The sequence below is a fragment of the Mycobacterium sp. genome (assembly GCF_040509115.1).
Classification (GTDB): Bacteria; Actinomycetota; Actinomycetes; order Mycobacteriales; family Mycobacteriaceae; genus Mycobacterium.
Genome location: NZ_JBEVLO010000405.1, coordinates 1 through 18,169, shown reverse-complemented (window position 1 = coordinate 18,169; position 18,169 = coordinate 1). Strand labels below are relative to the sequence as shown.

At 66.6% G+C, this 18,169-nt stretch carries 14 protein-coding genes and 1 pseudogene; 2 read left to right on the top strand and 13 right to left on the bottom strand.

Annotated elements, in window-relative coordinates:
• Window position 1: 1 nt before the first annotated feature.
• From ABW137_RS28020 to ABW137_RS28000, 5 genes are all read right to left on the bottom strand, one after another.
• Window positions 2-1,051 (bottom strand): 2-hydroxyacid dehydrogenase, encoded by a 1,050-nt coding sequence (locus ABW137_RS28020; protein ID WP_526404856.1) that lies wholly within the window; start codon window positions 1,049-1,051, stop codon window positions 2-4.
• Window positions 1,041-2,015, bottom strand: coding sequence for a hydroxymethylglutaryl-CoA lyase (locus ABW137_RS28015; protein ID WP_526404855.1), 975 nt, complete (start codon window positions 2,013-2,015; stop codon window positions 1,041-1,043). The genes ABW137_RS28020 and ABW137_RS28015 overlap by 11 nt, the downstream gene beginning before the upstream one ends.
• Window positions 2,012-3,220 carry a CaiB/BaiF CoA transferase family protein gene (locus ABW137_RS28010; RefSeq protein WP_526404853.1) on the bottom strand — a complete coding sequence of 403 codons (1,209 nt, stop codon included), beginning with the start codon at window positions 3,218-3,220 and terminating at the stop codon, window positions 2,012-2,014. Before ABW137_RS28010 ends, ABW137_RS28015 begins: the two co-directional genes overlap by 4 nt.
• Window positions 3,221-3,246: 26 nt before the next feature.
• Window positions 3,247-4,662 (bottom strand): GntP family permease, encoded by a 1,416-nt coding sequence (locus ABW137_RS28005; RefSeq protein ID WP_526404851.1) that lies wholly within the window; start codon window positions 4,660-4,662, stop codon window positions 3,247-3,249.
• 269 nt (window positions 4,663-4,931) lie between these two features.
• A complete protein-coding gene (locus ABW137_RS28000; protein ID WP_526404849.1) occupies window positions 4,932-5,963 on the bottom strand; it encodes a helix-turn-helix domain-containing protein in 1,032 nt (343 codons plus the stop codon).
• A 112-nt stretch (window positions 5,964-6,075) separates the two neighbouring features.
• Between ABW137_RS28000 and ABW137_RS27995 the strand changes: the two genes are divergently transcribed.
• Window positions 6,076-7,446: a flavin-containing monooxygenase gene (locus ABW137_RS27995; RefSeq protein WP_526404847.1), complete on the top strand. Its 1,371-nt coding sequence runs from the start codon at window positions 6,076-6,078 to the stop codon at window positions 7,444-7,446.
• The gene (locus ABW137_RS27990; RefSeq protein ID WP_526404845.1) at window positions 7,443-8,231 is read left to right on the top strand and encodes an SDR family NAD(P)-dependent oxidoreductase; all 789 of its coding nucleotides are present in this window, start codon (window positions 7,443-7,445) and stop codon (window positions 8,229-8,231) included. Before ABW137_RS27995 ends, ABW137_RS27990 begins: the two co-directional genes overlap by 4 nt.
• Before the next feature lie 103 nt (window positions 8,232-8,334).
• Here ABW137_RS27990 and ABW137_RS27985 read toward each other — a convergent pair whose 3' ends face one another.
• From ABW137_RS27985 to ABW137_RS27950, 8 genes and pseudogenes are all read right to left on the bottom strand, one after another.
• Window positions 8,335-10,473, bottom strand: coding sequence for a DNA gyrase subunit A (locus ABW137_RS27985; RefSeq protein ID WP_526404843.1), 2,139 nt, complete (start codon window positions 10,471-10,473; stop codon window positions 8,335-8,337).
• Between the two features lie 11 nt (window positions 10,474-10,484).
• Window positions 10,485-12,518: a toprim domain-containing protein gene (locus ABW137_RS27980; RefSeq protein WP_526404841.1), complete on the bottom strand. Its 2,034-nt coding sequence runs from the start codon at window positions 12,516-12,518 to the stop codon at window positions 10,485-10,487.
• Between the two features lie 214 nt (window positions 12,519-12,732).
• Entirely contained in the window at window positions 12,733-13,542 is an 810-nt protein-coding gene (locus ABW137_RS27975; RefSeq protein ID WP_526404839.1) for a glycoside hydrolase domain-containing protein, read from the bottom strand.
• A 173-nt stretch (window positions 13,543-13,715) separates the two neighbouring features.
• On the bottom strand, window positions 13,716-14,837 hold the full coding sequence (locus tag ABW137_RS27970) for an alpha/beta fold hydrolase (RefSeq protein ID WP_526404837.1): 1,122 nt from the start codon (window positions 14,835-14,837) through the stop codon (window positions 13,716-13,718).
• A gap of 154 nt (window positions 14,838-14,991) precedes the next feature.
• On the bottom strand, window positions 14,992-15,735 hold the full coding sequence (locus tag ABW137_RS27965; protein WP_526404835.1) for an SDR family oxidoreductase: 744 nt from the start codon (window positions 15,733-15,735) through the stop codon (window positions 14,992-14,994).
• 243 nt (window positions 15,736-15,978) lie between these two features.
• Window positions 15,979-16,854 (bottom strand): zinc-binding dehydrogenase, encoded by an 876-nt coding sequence (locus ABW137_RS27960; RefSeq protein ID WP_526404833.1) that lies wholly within the window; start codon window positions 16,852-16,854, stop codon window positions 15,979-15,981.
• Between the two features lie 512 nt (window positions 16,855-17,366).
• Window positions 17,367-17,891: a flavin reductase family protein gene (locus tag ABW137_RS27955; protein ID WP_526404831.1), complete on the bottom strand. Its 525-nt coding sequence runs from the start codon at window positions 17,889-17,891 to the stop codon at window positions 17,367-17,369.
• Window positions 17,888-18,169: pseudogene (locus tag ABW137_RS27950) on the bottom strand (hypothetical protein); the annotation flags it as partial. The gene ABW137_RS27955 and the pseudogene ABW137_RS27950, both read right to left, overlap by 4 nt.

The window sequence follows — 18,169 nt, the reverse complement described above, 5'->3', positions numbered from 1 at the left end:
ATTACGTGCCCTGCGCTGTAGGTGGCGTTGAAGCTGTCGGGGACGATGAGGACTCACGTTTCCAGGCGTCCGGGTTGACGCAGTGCGGGGGGAGGTGTCCCGATCCGATCGCGATGGCGTTGGCGGCGCACAGGTCGGCCATTCGATTTCTGACCTGTACCGTCGCGCTGCCGAGGTGGGGCAGCAGCACGACGTTCGGCAGTTCGGTCAGGCCGGGTGCCAGTTGCGGCTCGTTCTCGTACACGTCGAGTCCTGCCGCGGCGATCGTATCGTCGCGTAGCGCCCTCACCAGGGCGGCTTCGTCGATCACCGGCCCGCGCGCCGTATTGATCAGTATCGCCGTCGATTTCATCGCCGCGAGCGTAGGACCGTCGATGAGGTGGCGGGTGGAGTCGGCGAGCGGCACGTGCACGGACAGGAAATCGCTGGTCTCGACGAGCTCGGACCAGCCGACCTGTCGCGCCGGAAAGGGCAGGGCCGAGATCTCGTCCTCGGAGAGGGTGCGTCCGGCCGGTGGGTGAGAGCAGAACGCGACGTCCATGCCGAACGCGGCAGCGCGCCTGGCGGTGGCCCTGGCGATGCGACCGAAGCCAGCCAGTCCCAGGGTTGCGCCCGAGACGTCATGTCCAAGAAGCAGTTCGGGCTTCCATCCGGTCCATCTCCCGGATCGGACGAAGTGGTCCGCCTCGATGGCTCTGCGGGCGGCGGCGAGAATGAGCAGCATCGCCAGGTCGGCAGTGGCGTCAGTGAGGACGCCGGGCGTGTTGCCGACCACGACGTTGTGTGCGGTGGCCGCGGCCACGTCGACGTTGTCGTACCCGACCGCGTAATTGGAGATTCCGGCTATCTTGGCTTCGGCCAGCAGGGTGGCGTCGAAACGGTCGCCGAGCTGGGCCACGACGACGTCGAATTCGCCGGAGCCACAACTAGCCCGGAGCTCCGCCGGTGACGGTGGGTTGGCGGGCACGTGGACCCGTCCAGCTGCGCGCAGCATCGCCATCCCGACTTCGGGAATCGGGTAGGTGACGAGGAATGCGGGATCATGCGCCACGGCATTGTCCTACTTTCTCGGGGTCTCCGATGACCCACGGGAACGCCGTCGCTGACGAGCGTGCACCTTGGGCGGTCTTGGACCGGTTGAGCTCACCGATCTCGGCGAGGATGCGTTCGGAGAGCTCCACGACCGCAGTCAGTGTTTTGGGGGTGATCCAGTCGGGGCGCAGCGCGAAGAGCAGATCTTCGGTCGCGGTGTTGCCGCTGGCGCCGGGTGCGAAGGGGCAGCCACCGAGACCGCCGAGGGAGCCGTCGACCATGGTGGCGCCCGCGTCGATCGCGGCGAGGGTGTTCGCGACCCCAAGGCCCCAGGTGTCATGACCGTGAAAGACCAAGCGCTGCTGCGGTTGTGCCACCCGTAGCGCACGGATGAGGTCGGCGACCTGGGTGGGAATCGCCTGGCCGATGGTGTCGCAGACCACGATGTGCTCGGCACCGTCGGTGCGGGGGTCTGCGGCGATCGCCAGAACCCGCTGAGGGTCCGTCATCCCCTCGAAGGGACAGGTGAAGGCGGTGGCGAAGCACAGTTGGATGGAGCCCCCCACTTCGTGGGCGATCCGAATGGCGTCGGGCATCGCCGCCACGCTGGTCTCGGTGTCGCGACCGATGTTCGCCTTGTTGTGCGAGTTGGAAGCCGACAGGCAGTACTGGAAGCGTCGCGCTCCGGCTGCGGCGGCCTTCTCGACGTGTCGCGGCGTGGCCACCCACACCCAGCACTTGTCCAGCTCGTCAGGTGTGAGTGCGGCGATGACGTCGAGGGTGTCGGCCAGTGGCGGGACCAGATCGGGTCGAGCCATCGATCCAATCTCCATGGTCGGCATCCCCAGTGCCAGGAGTTGTCGGATGACGTCGACCTTGAGCTCGGTGGACATCATCTTGGAGGTCAGCTGGAGACCGTCGCGCAGCGTGACGTCGCGCAACTCGGCTTGAGGTGTGTAGGGGCGGGGCTCGGTGGTCATCATGCGAGCGCTCCGATCTGGTCGTCGGTGAGGTGGAGCAGGTCCGAGAGCACCTCGTGGGTGTGTGCTCCGAGGTCCGGTCCCACGCTGCGGATCGGAAGCGACTTGCCGCCGATGACGGGAACGATGCCGGTGAAGCCGACGTTCTTCGGCTCGGTGTCGCCGGTGTCGACGTCGAAGTGCTGAATCATGTTGCGCGCCTCGTATTGTTCGTCGTCGCAGATGTCGGCCGCGGTGTAGATGGGCCCGGAGGGAACGCCGGCTTCGTCGAGGATCTTCAATGCTTCGTCGCGACCGAGTCGGCTTGACCATTGTCCGATCGCGTCGTCGAGTTCCTCGCGGCGCGCCCAGCGACCGGCATTGGTTTGCAGACCCGGATCGACGGCCAGGTCGGGCCGTCCGATGGTGGACATGTAACGCTGGTAGATGGCGTCGCCGTTGCCTGCCACGATGATGCTGTTGCCGTCGTTGCACGGGTAGGCATTACTTGGGGCGATGCCTTCCATCCGCCCGCCGACGCGTTCGCGCTTGACTCCGTAGGCGAGGTAGTCCGGGACCAACGATTCCATCACCGCCAGGATCGATTCGTTGAGTGCGACGTCGATGATGCGCTGTTCAAGCGGCACGGTCATGCGTTCCCGTTGGAACAGCGCCATAACCGTGCCGAAGGCGGCATAGATGCCGGCGATCGAGTCGCCGATCGACACCCCGGTGCGTACCGGCGCCCGGTCGGGATCACCGACCAGTTCTCGCAGGCCGCCGAACGCCTCTGCGACGGCGGCGAATCCGGGTCGCTGCGACATCGGGCCGGTCTGGCCGAACGCCGAGATGCGGGTGATCACCAGATTCGGGTTGGCCTCGTCGAGAACCGCTGGACTGAGACCCCACTTCTCCAGAGTCCCGGGACGGAAGTTCTCCAGCAGGACGTCACAGTGGCGCACGAGGTCGAGCACGACATCGCGGCCCCGTTCGGTCTTGAGGTCGAGCACGATGGACTTCTTGTTGCGGTTGATCGTGCGGTACAGCATGGACGTGTCCCCGGAGTACAACCGCCAATTGCGCAGTTCGTCGCCCGTGACGGGGCGCTCGACCTTGATGACTTCCGCGCCGAAGTCGGCGAGCATGCGCCCCGCGGTCGGGGCGGCAATGTAGTTACCCAGTTCGAGCACGCGGACGCCGTCGAGAGGACGAATATCGTTGTCAGTCATGGTGATTCCCTTGATTGTGTCGCGCGTCAGAACAATAGGCTGGCGGGCAGGATGAGCAGGATCGCGACCACGGAGGCGACCGATACCCCGACGGTGACGGTCTTGAGCGCCCCGCGGGTGGACTGACCCAACAGCGACTGCAGCAACCAGAAGGTGTTGCTGGTGACGTGCACCGCGAACAGCGAGCCCGCACCGGCGGCAAGCGCCACGAGCACCGGATCGAGGCCGATGATGGGAACGACGGGTGCCAGGATGCCTGCCGAGGTGATGGCGGAGATGGTGACCGATCCGACTGCGATGTGTAGGGCCGCGGCGATCACCCAGACCACCAGCAGTGGAGCGGCGGTGTTGGCAGTGAAGTACTGGCCGAGGATGTCCCCGAGGCCGGCGGCTTTGATGGTGGCGGCCAGTGAACCGCCTACGCCGGTCAGGATGAGGATCTGGCCGCTCTCTTTGAATCCGGTGGCGAAGGCCTTGTGGATCGCATCTGCGCCGATGGCGTAACGCCCGACGAAGGAGGTCCCGATGAGGCCGATCAACAATGCGATCACCGGCGAGGACAGGAAGGTAACGATCGGGTTGTGGATGTCGGCGGCATCGAGGATCGCCCCGGTAGCGATGAACAACAGCGCCGTGAGCATTGGCGCGAACAGCAACAGAAGCGAGGTGTGTGCCCGAGTCGGGGCCGGAGCCTTCACCGCAACGCTGCCGCTCCCGGCCGCTGAGGCGGTGGCGCCCTCGGTGCTCTCGGCGGGCTGCCGAACCGGGGCATCGTCGTCGGGTTCGTCGCCGAGGAAGGGCGATTCGTCGCGGTCGGCGTCCCACCAGCCGTGGTTGAACAGGAACGACATGATGAACACCGAGATCATCACGGTGGGGACGATGAGGCAGAAGCCGAACAGCAGCATCTTGCCCAGCGGCACTTCGAGCAGACCGGCCAGCGCGAGCGAGGCCACACCGGGCACCATCATGACGATGCCGCACTCCAGGGAGATGGCCATCGCCGTCGCGATCCGTGGTAGCCCGTTCTTGCCGATCCGCTTGGCCAGGTTGCGGGCCAGCGGGGCGCTCATCACCAGCAGCACGTCGAGGAAGATCGATTGCAGCGCGGTGGCGATGGTCAGTGACAGTGCGTAGGGCATGCGTTTCGGGCCGAACAGGCGAAGGAGCAGTTCGACGAGCCGTTGGAACGCCCCGGTCTGCTGCAGGATTGCCCCCATCAGCACCCCGAAGGCGATGAGCAGGCCGACGTCGGCCATGATCTCGCCAAAGCCACCGGTGATGGCCTTGATGGTCTCCTCGATACCCAAGCCGACGGCCAAGCCGAGGTAGGCCGACCCGACCACGAGTGAAACCACTGGGTTCAGTTTGAATCTGACGATCATCACCACCACGGCGAGGATCGCGACCGCGGTGTTGACGACTACTGCGGTATCCGACATGGGTGCACTCCTTCTCTTCTCCTATGAATGACTCCGGCTTGTCCGTGGGTCACATCACAAGAGAGAGGCGGTGTGAGCTACGGCTCGCTCATATTATGAGCACAGTCCCACGATATAAGCAATAGGTCTCGTGCTTAATGGGCGAGGTCGAGGCGCGACCGGCACGGCGTAGCGCAGGCAAACACGCGGAACTCGTCGCCACGCAGCGCGCCGGGGAGGCAACCGTGTCGCCCAGGACCGGCCAGGTATGAGATCCGGGAGAACCGGTGCTAGCGACGCTGGCGGCGATGGTGGGTCGGGGGATGGCCCGTCCAGCGGATGTAGGCGCGCCGGAGTTCCCTGGCGTCACTGAAGCCGACCTCATGGGCGATGGCGTCGACCGTCATTGCCGATTCGAGCAGGAGAAACGTTGCACGGCGTTCCCGCACCCGGTCCCGTACCGTGCTGAAACGTTCTCCGGCGTCGGCTAGTTGGCGACGCAGCGTGCGCTCGGAGACATGTAGGTGCTGCGCGGCGTCGGCCATTGTCAGTGGGCGACGCAGACTCTGGCTCAACAGTGCTTCGATCGCGACGGTGACGTCGGGGCGTCGGCCTCCCAGGTCGAGGAGGCGCCGACACGCCTCGACGGCAACGGAGCGCGTGAGCTCGTTGTGGGTCGGGGAGGTTTCCGCCAGCACCGATGAGCTGAAGACCATGCGATTGGCCGCCGCGCCGGTATGCACGGGGCAGCGGAAGAAGTGCCGGTACTCCCGTGCGTAGCTTGGCGCGGGGTAGGCCAGCTCGACGTACTTGGGGGATACGTCGGTGCCGAATGCCGAGCGGATCAGCACCAGGGTGCTGCAGAAGGCTTCCTCGCACAGGAACGCGACGAGCTCAGGCTCGGGTGCGCGCTCGTGCAGTTCCATCACCAGGTTGGCCCCGACGACCTGGGCTTCGATGTCCAGCAGACTGCCTGCGGCCTGATGCAACTCGATGCCGACGGTGATGGCGTCCGCGAGGGTCGCACACGACTGAATGGCCGTTCCGAGGATCCCGAAGGTGAGCAACACGTCTCGACCGCCGACCTGCATGCCCAGCGGGCGCCCGGGCATGGCGCGTACGGCACGCCGCAGGATCGCGGCAGCCTGACGAAATGACACATTGACCGTGTCGGACGAGACGAGCTGTGCCGGAGTCACCCCCGTCCCGTCGCACCATGGGCCGACCGGAAGGCCCTGTCGCTGACCGATTTCGACGACGCCAGCCAGGACGGTGGGCGGAATCACGGCTTCATCGAGCCGCGGGGCGATCGAAGAATCCACCGCTACCCCACCTCCTGGCCGGTTTGCCCCCCATGCTGGCCGGGCCGGCCCTCGCCGGCCGCCACCGCCGATCGGTTGAATTCTAGGCATCCACATCGTCAGGAGGAATCCATTGACCAGTAGCACCCACGCCCCCGTGGGACGTGTCTGCATCATCGGCGCCGGACCGGCCGGATTATCGGCGGCGCGCGCACTCAAGCGACTGGGCATTCCCTACGACCAATACGAGCGGCATTCCGACGTCGGCGGGATCTGGGACCTCGACAACCCGGGCACCCCGATGTACGAGTCGGCGCACTTCATCTCGTCGCGAAAGACATCCGGTTTCTTCGACTTTCCGATGCCCGAGTCGTTTCCGGACTACCCCGGCAACCGCCAAATCCTCGCCTACACCCGCGACTTCGCTGACGCATTCGGCCTGCGCGAGGCCATTCGATTCGACTGCCCGGTCGAGCACGTCGAACGGGCCGGTGACGCCTGGGAGGTGACGCTATCCGACGGCACCAGACGGCAATACGAGGCAGTCATCTTCGCAACGGGCGTCACCTGGTCACCGCGCACCCCCGCACATCCTGGCACGTTCGCCGGTGAGATCCGGCACTCGTCGACCTACCGCGATTCCGCGGAGTTCCGCGGCAAGCGGGTGCTGATCGTCGGTTTGGGTAATTCCGGCGCCGACATCGCCTGCGACGCCGCCGCCAGCGCCGACGAGGCCTATGTCAGCGTGCGCCGCGGCTATCACGTGATCCCGAAGCACCTCTTCGGAGTTCCGACTGATGAGATCTCCGACCGCGGCCCTGAACTCCCGATCCGGGTCATACGACCGCTGCTGAGTCTGCTGCTGCGACTCCTTCAGGGAGACCTCAGGAGGTACGGGCTGCCCCAGCCAGATCACAAGTTGCTCGAATCTCACCCCCTGCTGAACAGTCAACTCCTGCACCATCTTCAGCACGGCGACGTCGCCATCCGCCCCGACGTCGACAGCTTGGACGGCAACCAGGTCCGTTTCGTCGACGGCACTGCCGAGGAGATCGACCTGATTCTCTACGCCACCGGCTATGACTGGTCCATTCCCTACATGGACGAGAAGTACTTCCAGTGGCGGGATGGACGGCCGGATCTCTACCTGTCGACGTTCAATCGCGATCACCACAATCTGATCGGGCTGGGATACATCGAGTTCAATTCCAGCGCCTACACGATCTTCGACCACATCAGCAATCTGGTCGCACAGTACCTGCACGACCAGAAGGACAATCCTGCGCGGGCCGCGGCATTCGAGCGCCTCATCGCCCACGACCGCCCACAGCTCAGCGGTGGCATCCACTTTCTCGACTCGCCACGGCACCGGTCCTACGTCGACGCCCGCACCTACCGGAATTACTTGGCCGACGTTCGTAGACGCATAGGCTGGCAAGACCTCACCCCCGGCATGTTCGACGGCCAGCGCCGTGGGGCCATCAGAAAGGCCGCGCGGACGTGAAGACCGCGGTGGTGACGGGAGCTGCCGGTGCGATCGGCTCCGCGATCTGTGGTCGACTCGTCACCCGCGGTTATCAGGTGCTGGCGGTCGACATGGACGTTCAAGGGCTGCAACGCCTTCCGGATTCGGCGATCCCCGTCCGCGCTGACCTCACCGACCCCGACTTTCATGCGGCGGTGCTGGCCGCCGTCAATGCCGCAGGGGGGCATTGCGATCTGCTCATCAACAACGCCGGGATCGTCCTGGCCGGCCCGATCGAAGGTACTGACCCCGACGACATCCACCGGGAACAACTCATCAACCTGCACGCGCCCATGTTGCTCACCCGAACCCTGCTCCCCGCACTGCAACACCGGCGCGGCCACGTCATCTCGGTCGTCTCGCTCGCGGCGATCATGCCGCTGCCCGAGAGCCTTGGCTACAGCGCCTCGAAGGCCGGGCTAAGGGCGTTCATGCTCGGCTTGGCGCTGCGGCAGCGCGAGACCGGCGTGAAGATCAGCCTGGTCCATCCTGGCGCGGTCGACACCCCGATGCTGCGCCGCGAAGCGGCCAACGGCGGGTCGGCACTCAACTTCCTCACCACGCCGTTGAGTCCGGGCACCGTCGCTGATGCGGTCGTGGCGAACCTCGACCGGCCGCGGCTGGAGCGGTTCCTGCCGCGCCACGACGGCTGGTTGATCAAGATCCTCGGACTGAACCCCGCTGCGATGCAGCACATCCGGCCGCTCCTGGAACGTGCGGCGAAGCCGGGCTTGGAACGGTATCGCCGCCAGCACGAAATCTGATTCCGAACTCGCCCATTCGAAAAGGGCACGCACGTGTCGTTCAACTCAACCAAGCCGGGGCATCGCGCGGATTGGCCAGACGGGGCGGCGACGGGCGCCCGCTCTACCCGGCAGGTGTTATCTCACCGCCGGAACCCTTGACCGAAGCCTTCGCGCGATTCTCGGCGCGCACCGCCCTGCCGCTGCGCACGAACCCAGTCGCAGAGATGGACACCGAAAGCACCGCGCCCTCGCCCGCCACGAACGGGTGGAATCCCACTCCGGCGCCACCGCGGCCCTTGACCGGGATATCCGCCACTTCGGTTACCTTCCAGCTCTTTTCAGATCGGGACAGGATGGCTTCGCCGTTCGCACAGGTGACGGGCAGCGCGGCGATGACCTCGTCGCCGTCACCCGCCAGCTTCACGCCCGCCACGCCGTTGCCCGCCGCGCCCTGAGGGTTGACCGCGGAGGGATCGATGCGCAGAACCTTTCCGCGCCGCGTCACCAGCGCCAGATGCGAACCGGGCGCGAGCACACCGGAGCGCAGCAGTCCGGTGATGTCCGGGGCCACCGGGATGTCGCGAGTCTTGTAGGGAAGTCCGCCTCCGGTGGTGAACTTGATCCGCCCGTCGGTCCACACCGCCCATCCCAGACCGGCGGTGAGCAGCTCGCCGTGGCTGTCGGAGAACACTCCCCGGTCATCGAGGCGCCACGCGGCGTTGACCTTGCGTTCGCGCGCACCCTCCTCGTCGGCACCGGACGTCACCGGCGTCGCCGTCACGTCCAGCACGGTGCGACGGTCGAACTCGGCACCGTCGAACAGTTTCGCCGTCTCCTTCAGCTCGGCGTTGATCACCTTGCGCCGCGCATCGGGGTTCGACACCAGTTCGGTCAAGACTTCGAATTCGGCGTCCAGCTTCTCGGCTTCAGCCTGCAGCGCGATGACGTCCAGCCGAGTCAGTCGTCGAAGCTGCAGTCCAAGAACGTAATCGGCCTGCTCGGCATCGATCGAAAACCGGTCCTGCAACCCCTGCCGCGCCTCGTCGACGGTGTCGGACCCGCGGATTACCGCCACTGCTGCGTCGATGTCGAGGTGAATCGTCATCAGGCCGCTCACCAGGTGACGACGTGCGGTCACCTTTTCCAGCCGATACTCGCTTCGGCGCACCACCACCGAATCGCGTAGGGAAAGGAACGCCAGAATCAGGTCACGCACCGACCACCAGCGCGGGACGCGGTTCTCGTCGAGGGCGACGAGGCTGGCGGCGAAGGTCGACTCCAGCGGGGTCAGGGCGAGCAACTGATCACGGATCTGGTCGGCGCTGTGGCCGCGTTTGGCCGTGACGACGATGCGCAGCCCGTTGCGGCGATCGGTGAGATCGGACATATCGGCAACGCCGGACATCTCCCCGGACTCGACCAGGGCTCGGATCCTCTCCTGCACAGTCGAACTGGCGACACCGGGCGGCAGTTCGGTGACAATGACGTTCTTTCCGTCGACGGACACCGTGCCGCGCACCGTGAACGCTCCCCGGCCCGTCGTCAAGTACTCGCGCAGCCCGGCGGTGCCGACGACGGCGGATCCGCATCCCCAGTCCGGGCCGGGAATCAGTTCGGCCAGCTTGTCGTCGGACAGGTTCGGCCTCGCGAGCAGCGCTCGGCACGCGGCCATGATCTCGCGTGGATTGTGGGCAGGCACCTTGGTGGCCCAGCCCTCGGCGATTCCGACGGCGCCGTTGCACAGCAGCACGGGCCAGCGCGCAGGCAGCACCGTCGGCTCGGTCCACTCGCCGTCGAACGTCTGCACCATCGGCACGGCGTGGTCGTCGAGTTCGGCGGTCAGTGCGGCGCCTGGTGCCGAGAGCCGCATCTCGGTGTAGCGGTCGGCGGCGGGAATGTCGCCTTGGATGCGGGGGAATGCCCCTTGTCCATCAATGACTTTCACGCGCTGGAATTCGGCGGCCATCAGCGCTGCGGCCCCGTACATCGAGGCGCCGCCGTGTGGGTGCAGGTTTCCGGTGACGGCCGAGCAGACCTTGGAGGACTTTTGCGGCTTGTTCCCTGGCAGCAGTCTGGAGTCGTGCATCTGGTAGAGCAGCCGTCGCTGACCCGGCTTGAGTCCGTCGAACGCCGACGGGATGGCTCGATCGCTGACGCTGTACAGCGCGAAGGTGAGCTGGTAGTGGTTCCAGTAGTCATCGGCGCTCTGGTCGAGCACCAGGTCGGGGTTCTGCTGAGGAACGTCCAGAGTGGCGGTCACGATACTTCTTCCTACGTCAGGTCGAGCGCTGCGGTGTCGACGCGGGCGGCGACGTCGGCCATCCACGTGCGCCGACCCTCCGGCGGTCCGCCGAACAGAGTGTGGTGCAGCTTTGCTTCACCGTCGTCGAGATGCACGCGAATCACCGTGCGCCGCTGCGGATCCAGCACGGTGTTCCAGAAGTCGTCGGCGTCCATCTCGCCCAGTCCCTTGTTGCGCTGCACCTCTACCTTGCGCTTTGAGGTGGCCTTCAACTGCGCCACCGCGGCGTCGCGTTCGGACTCGTCCTGACAGTAGATCCGCTCGGTGCCGTCCTTGACGACGAACAGCGGCGGCAGCGTGACGTAGACCATCCCGGCTTCGACGAGTGGCCGGTAGAAGTCCAGGAACATCGAGATGAGGCTCGAGTTGATGTTGCCGCCGTCGGGGTCGGCGTCGGAGGCGAACAGGATCCGGTCGTAGCGGCACAGTTCCGGGTCACAGAGGTCGCGCACCCCGCAGCCCAGGATGCGTTCGATCGAGTCGAACTCGTCCTTGACCCGTGCCTTGCTAAGGGTGAACCCGTAGACGTTGGGCGGCTTGCCCTTCAGCGGGAAGGCCGCCTGGAACGTGGCGTCGCGAGCCGCCTTGATGGTGCCCAGCGCGGAATCGCCCTCGCACAGGAACAACTCGGCACCCGATCCGCGCCCGGTCTCCCGGCTCGGCAGCAGCTTCGGGGGCAGCGACAGATTCGTTCCCAGGCCCTTGGCCTTCGACGCCGCGCGTGACCGCGCCTTCGCGCCCTCGGCGCTGCGCCGAGCCCGGGCAGCCTCGAGGGCCAGCTTGGTCCACAACGACACGGTGTCGCCGTTGCCGGGGTTGGCGGCCCAGATGGTGACGCCGCGTGCTACGTCAGGGGCCATCGCCAGGTTCAGTGACCGCGATGACACCGCGGTCTTGGCTTGGGAGTCCCATGACACGTCGGGCGCGCGGGTGTCGACGGCCAGCGCGGTGACCGCCGCGAAATCCTGGGCCTCCGGGCCGTCCTCGCCCTTGGCCAGGCCCAGGTCGCGAATGCGGGAGGCGCGGTCGGCCAGCGCCTCGGACAGCCCCTTCACCGCGGCCGTCAGGTGGGATCCGCCGCCGGGGGTGCGCACGGTGTTGCAGAACGCGGCGACGGTGGCCGGTTCGGCAGGACCGGCGGTCAGCGACCAGCGGAACGGGGTCGGGCCGCGGCCGGTGGTGTATTCGCCGCGGCCCTCGACGACCGCGCGGACACCGGGTGGGGGAGTGCCTGCGGCGGCGCACATGAGGTCCAGCAGTGTGTCGGTACCCCATGGCCCGCTGAACGGCTCGAGCAACGCCTGCGGAATCTCCTCGCCGGGCCAGCCTTCGTCGACGACGACCAGATGCACCCCCGGTGACATCCGCGCGGCGGCGTGGGCGCGCAACAGCACCTCGCCGACGTCCACGCTCGAGTCCGGTACGACGACCGGGTCGAACAGGATGCGCACCGTCGTGCCGTGCGCGTCGGGTTTGCGGTTGGCGGTGCCGCGCAGTTTCTGCGTGTCGGCGCGGGTGAACGGTGCATTTGCGTCGAAGTCCTTGCCCTCGAACACGCCGGGGTAGCCGCCGCCGAAGCTTTGCAGGAAGGTCTTTCCGGCCCGGTGCACGGTCACGTCGGTCCGTGCGGAGATGAACACCGCTGCGGCGGCGCCGATTCCGTTGAGTCCGGCACCCGTGCTGGCGGCGTCGACGTGTGCGGAGAACTTGCCGCCTGCCCGCGCGGTTCCGAGCGTCTTGACGATGCCGTTCTTCCCGTTGACGGGGTCCGAGTCGACGGGCAGCCCCCGGCCGTCGTCGGCGACGCTGACGGATCCGTCGACGTGCAGGGTGATCGTCACGGCGGAACCGCCGTGGCTGGGATCGGCGACCTCTTCGATCGCGTTGTCCACCAGCTCCCGCAGCGCGGTGTTGAGTACGTCCAGACCCAGGTTCACCGCAGGCCGCAGGCGCGTGTGCTGGACATCGTCGAGCTCGGTGATGTCGGCGGCGGTGTAACTCACTGCTGGTTCTCTCCATCGGGGCGGGGACGTGCCGAGGTGTGGGCAGCACGGGGGCGGGCGGATCCATTGTCCCCTGAGCCACCGACAGCGGGCGTCGTCGTGTGACCTCGTGTCGGCGCGATCTTGCTCTCAGTGCACCCCGTGATGGCTGGTGACCGAACCGTGCGGGAAGAACATCCGCGGGCCCGGCTCCAGCTCCTGCCCTCTTACGACGTCACGGATGCATGTTCCACTGGCCGCAATCCTGGGCCAGGACGTCGCTCACGTCGACTTCGAGCCCGCCGACCACCGGGCCTGGATTCGATGCCGTGCTCACCACCCTCTGGTAGAGAACGGCGGCGGGATGGATCTGGCCGCCCGACCATGACCGCGTCTGCCATGCCCAGACGTGACCGGGCGAACGGGAGCGTCCGATCACTCCGTCGGCAGTGGCCCACTGGCACGCTTTGATGCCGCCGTAGATGCCGGTACGCTGCACGCCGATCATCGAGTTGATGCCGCGGAACCATTGCAGCGCAACATTGTTCCAGGTCTCGCGGTCGATGTCGTCGTCGACGCTGAAGAAGATCGGCGCACTCTGGCCGCCACCTGCGGCGGTATGGAGTTGCCACGCGGTGCGAGCATCGGCGACGCCCCCGGCGTACCCGCGCAGGAAGTCCGACGGTGCGGTCCCTCCCGGCTTGCCGTACTGGAAGTTGCTGACGATCACCAGCCCGGCGGCGGTCAGCGACTGTGCGTAGGGCAGGGTGATGGGCTTGGCGCCGAAGGACGAGCCGGGCCGCGACGTCGACACGTAGTTGATGACCCCGGAGTGGCCCGCGGCCCGGATATCCCTGGCAGGAACCTGACGCATGGCGAAGTCGATGAGTGTGGGGGCGGCGGCCGAAGCCGCGGGCGCGCCAGCACCTGCTGCTGCGGCTCCCAGCCCGGCCAGCGCCGACGCGGCGACAACGTAGCGCAGCGCGTCGCGCCGGGAAACCGGGTGCGACGGCCGTAGGTCGGGGGCTCCCGGCGAGTCCTGCACCGGGCGACGTTAACAACGTGGCTCCTGTTGTTCGTGTTGCGTCGGCCGGCTGTGTCCGGTTCGCGATCAAGGCGACGCGAAGCCGAGATACTCGATGCCACGGCGACGGCCCCGCGATGGTCGAAGCAGTGCGGCGGCGGTGAAGGGGGTACGGCGTCCTGGGAGGCGGCCGCTCAGCGGACGAGGCGGAAGAACCCGCGCACCTGTTCGACGAGCGACTCCGGCTGCTCCAACGCGGCGAAGTGGCCACCGCGCGGCATTTCCTCGAACCAGCGAAGGTCGGTGAACCGCAGTTCGGCCTCTCGCCGCGACGGGCGGGTGATGTCGCGCGGGTACACCGACAGCCCCGACGGCGCGGTGACCTTGTCTCGGAAGCTGCTGAAGCTCTCCCAGTACAGGCGCGCCGACGACGCGGCTGACGCGGTGAACCAGTAGGCCGAGATCTCGTCGAGGATCGCCTGCCGCGACACCGCGTCCTCGGGGTTGCCGTCGTTGTCGGTCCAGGCCCAGAATTTCTCGGCGATCCAGGCGGCCTGTCCTGCCGGGGAGTCGGTCAGGCCGTAGCCGAGTGTCTGCGGCCGCGTCGCCTGCTGCCCCGAGTAGCCCCGGCCAGTACGCTGAAACTCCTTCGCGGCCTTGAGGTTCGCCAACTCCGCTGGCGTCGGGTCGTCGAACTTGCCCAACGGCACGGAGCCCATGTTCAGATGTACGCCGGCGACCCGCTCGGGCGCCACCTCGCCCACGGCGCCGGACACCGCCGAACCCCAGTCACCGCCCTGCGCGCCGTACCGCTCGTAACCCAGCGACACCATCAACGTGTCCCAGGCGCGGGCGATGCGCTCGACGCCCCACCCGGTGGTCGATGGTTTGTCACTCCAGCCGTACCCGGGCAACGACGGCGCGACCACGTGAAACGCGTCCGACGGATCCCCTCCATGCGCGCGCGGGTCGGTCAGCGGGCCGAGGACCTCCAGGAACTCGAGCACCGAACCCGGCCACCCGTGCGTGAGAACCAGCGGGAACGCGTTGGGCTCCGGGGAACGGACGTGCAGGAAGTGGATGCCGAGCCCGTCGACGATGTCGCGGTACTGCGGGAAGGCGTTGAGCCGCGCGGCGAATCCGAAGTCGTAGACCTCGGCCCAACTGCGGCACAGGTCCTGCGCATAGGCCAGCGGCAGCCCCTGTGACCAGTCGTCCACCGGCTCGGGCTCGGGCCACCGCGTCCGTCGCAACCGCTCCCGCAGATCTGCGATCTCGGCTTCGCTGACGGTGACCTCGAACGGCTCGGCAGCCATCGCGGAGCTCCCTTCCTTGCTCGGAACTGCACTGGTCCACGTCGAACGCACCGGCGAACTCGGCGATGACGTGGACCGCTACCTCAGTCGCCATCTCCCCGGGCGTTCAGCGCACGTGGTTTTGGACGATAACACCACCCTTGCCAACGGCTAGTCAGAACAAGAAGCGCGCGAGGCCACCGTCGACACTGATCGTCGTTCCCGTGACGTAGGAGGCCCGCGGTGACGCGAGGAACACCGCAACATCCGCGAATTCCTCTGCAGTGCCCAGCCTTCCGATAGCCACGTCGTCGAGCATCGTCTGCGGGGGACCGTCGGGATGCACCTGACGGACGCGCGCGGTGTCGATCAATCCCGGAGCCAGGCAGTTGACGGTGATGCCGTCGCGGCCGACCTCGCGCGACAGGCTCTTCAGATAGCCGGCGACGCCGGGCCGCAGCGCGTTGGAGATCGCCAGATTCGGTATTGGTTCCTTAGATCCGGCCGAGGTGATGGCCAGCACGCGACCCGCATCGCTGGCGCGCAGATGCGGAAGGCTCGCCCCGACCAGACGGACGAGCGGTGCCAAGAGTGACGCGAACCCTGCGGTCAGATCGTCGGCGGTGACGTCTGAGGCCGCCACTGGCGGCGGGCCGCCGGAGTTCCAGACGAGGACGTCGAGCCGACCGAAGCGGTCGATGGCCGTGTCGACGAGCCCCTGCGCCGCCGCGGGATCGGTCAGGTCGAGGGGATGACTGACGGCACCGACGGCCGCGGCCTGCTCGTCCAGTACGTCACGGCGGCGCGCCGCCATGACGACATCGACGCCCTCGGCGGCCAGTCCCCGCGCGATCGCGAGGCCCATCCCGGACGACGCTCCGCATACGATGGCCGCGCGTCCTGCAAGTTTCAGGTCCATGTCTCCATCAATACTCCCGAGGCCGACGCCGTGCCGGGCGTGCTTCCCGACGACCCGAGTTGGTTCTGCAGATGATGCTCGGCTGGGCCATGGCGTGGATCGCGTTGGCCTGGGCGACAGCGCGGGCGATGAGCTGTGCGCCGACCAACTGACTGAACAATGCGATCGCTTGCTCTCGCGCCCTGTGTGGATCGAGCTTGGTGTTGGTCGAAAGCGACGTACGACGCGGCCGCCTCGAAAGCCCTACGAATACGGAAGCAGCACGATTTTACCGAGCTTTCCGCGTCCGCGGAACGAGTCGTAAGCACGGGCCGCGTCATCGAGAGGATAGGTATCTGCGATAGGCACAGTGATCTTGCCTTTCGCCAAGAACGGGAGGACCTCGCGCTCGACCGCGCGGGCGGCGTTGGCCCTTTCTTCCAGCGGACGGGAGCGCAGCGTGCTCGCGCTGACGGTACCGCGCTTTTGGCCCAATAAGCCGAGAGCGGTTGTGGCGTCGAGCTTTTCTGGCCTCCCGCCGATGACGACGATCCGCCCGCGCACGTTCAGCGAGCGCAGGTCGGATTCGAAGTTCGGCGCTCCGATGAGCTCCAGGATGACGTCGTAAGGACCGTTCTCTTCGGCCTCGGTGGGATCGATGGCCTGGGCTGCGCCTAGTTTCACGATCGCGTCACGATTGTCGAAGTTGCGCACCGATGCGATGACCTCGGCACCCGCGGTGGCCGCAATCTGGACACCCGCGACGCCGACGCCGCCAGCAGCCCCTGTGATGAGCACGCGATCGCCAGGGCGGGCCCGCCCCTGCGTGACCAGCGCATCGTGGGCAGTGACGAACGCTTCGGGAAACCCACCGGCCTGTTCCCATGTCTGCGCTGCAGGTATCGGCATCAGTTGACGCTCGTGCACGGCCAGGAATTGCGCCTGCGCGCCCCCGCCCACCACGCCCATGACGCGGTCTCCGATGGCGAAGCGTTCTGCGAAGGGCCCTTTGGCGACCACTTCGCCCGCCAGCTCCAGGCCTGGGATGTCGGGAGGTGAGCCAACGGGCGCGGGATAGACGCCCATTCGTTGGCCCAAGTCCGCAAAGTTCACACCTGCGGCATGGATTCGGACGAGCACCTCGCCGACTCCTGGTTGCGGATCCGGGTGTTCCTGAATCTCCACGACGCCTCCAGGCTGCACGGTTACTGCTCTCATCGCACGTGTCTCCTCCGTTGATCGAGCCCGAAATGTCAGAAACGGGGTGGCCCTCCTTTTAGGTAAATCGACTCCAACGCGACGCGTTCCTCTTCGAGGAGGAAGCGCGAGCAAGAGGCATTTCCAATCTCACCCACACGCTCTCGATCCACGCTCTCGATCCCGCAAGAATCGCCATCGGTGTCATTCCCACATTGATCACCGTTTGGTGTCGCGATACCAGGTGATCGTGTGCTTCATCGCGTCTGGGTGGCTGGTCACCGGAAAAGGACCGAACGTGCGATCGAAGGCGGAATGGGTCTGCGAGCGCGACCCGAGATCGTGCGCGTCGACGAGCGATTGACGCCCCGTGCACCTCGCGACCCGGCATGATGAGTTGGCGGGCAATCTCGGCGCCGAGCCCGCTGCCGGCCCCGAGCACTACAGTCGTTCGGTCACGTTCGTTCACTCTTCCGTGACGGGTCATTGACAACTCGTCGAAATCTGCTGCGGTGAAACAGGAGTGGCTCACGACGATCGTCGACACCCAGTGACGTGATTCGCAGGAGAGCGATGAGGTGGTCTCCGGCGGGAAGTTCGTCGAAGAGTTCACATTCGAGGTGGGCGGCGGCCTCATTCATGAAGACCGCACCGGTTCCGCTCGCCGGTGTCCACTGCAGATCGGCGAACCGGTCGGGTTTCCTCGCCGCGAGCGCCTTGCACGTGGGCCCTTGGGAGTGCGACAGCAGGCTGATGCCGAGTCGCGACATGCGTCGCAGTATCGGCCAGGTAGTGGACGTGTGGGCCATCGCCACGGACACCAGTGGGGGCTGCAGGGAGATCGGGGTGAACGAACTGGCGGTCATCCCGCGCGGTGTTCCCGACGGGTCGAGCCCGCACAGCGCGACGACGCTTTGGGGGATCGCGGCGAAGAGCGTGCGCAAGGCGGCGGGGTCCGAGGGCGCGGCATCGCGCTTCATGGACGGGGCGCTGACGTGTGAGGCTCCGGGGCGCGGAGGTGGCCGGCCGTCTCGAGCTGGTTCATCAGTCCGCCGGCGGCGAGGATCTCGATGATGAACGCTGGGAACGGCTCGAACGTGTACGTCGTGGCTTGCGTGACGTTGTGCAACGTCGCGGCGCGAATGTCGATATCCAACAGATCACCCTCGGTGATGATCGAGCGGGCATCCGGGAGGGTGATCGCGGGCAACCCGTAGTTGAGGACGTTGCGCTGGAACAGCGAGTTGAACTGTTCGGC

What these genes read in the sequence shown, in the direction of transcription:
- ABW137_RS28015 (WP_526404855.1), bottom strand. Translation starts at nt 2,015, where the DNA reads ATGATGACCACCGAGCCCCGCCCCTACACACCTCAAGCCGAGTTGCGC.
- ABW137_RS28010 (WP_526404853.1), bottom strand. Translation starts at nt 3,220, where the DNA reads ATGACTGACAACGATATTCGTCCTCTCGACGGCGTCCGCGTGCTCGAA.
- ABW137_RS28005 (WP_526404851.1), bottom strand. Translation starts at nt 4,662, where the DNA reads ATGTCGGATACCGCAGTAGTCGTCAACACCGCGGTCGCGATCCTCGCC.
- ABW137_RS27970 (WP_526404837.1), bottom strand. Translation starts at nt 14,837, where the DNA reads ATGGCTGCCGAGCCGTTCGAGGTCACCGTCAGCGAAGCCGAGATCGCA.
- ABW137_RS27965 (WP_526404835.1), bottom strand. Translation starts at nt 15,735, where the DNA reads ATGGACCTGAAACTTGCAGGACGCGCGGCCATCGTATGCGGAGCGTCG.
- ABW137_RS27955 (WP_526404831.1), bottom strand. Translation starts at nt 17,891, where the DNA reads ATGAAGCGCGATGCCGCGCCCTCGGACCCCGCCGCCTTGCGCACGCTC.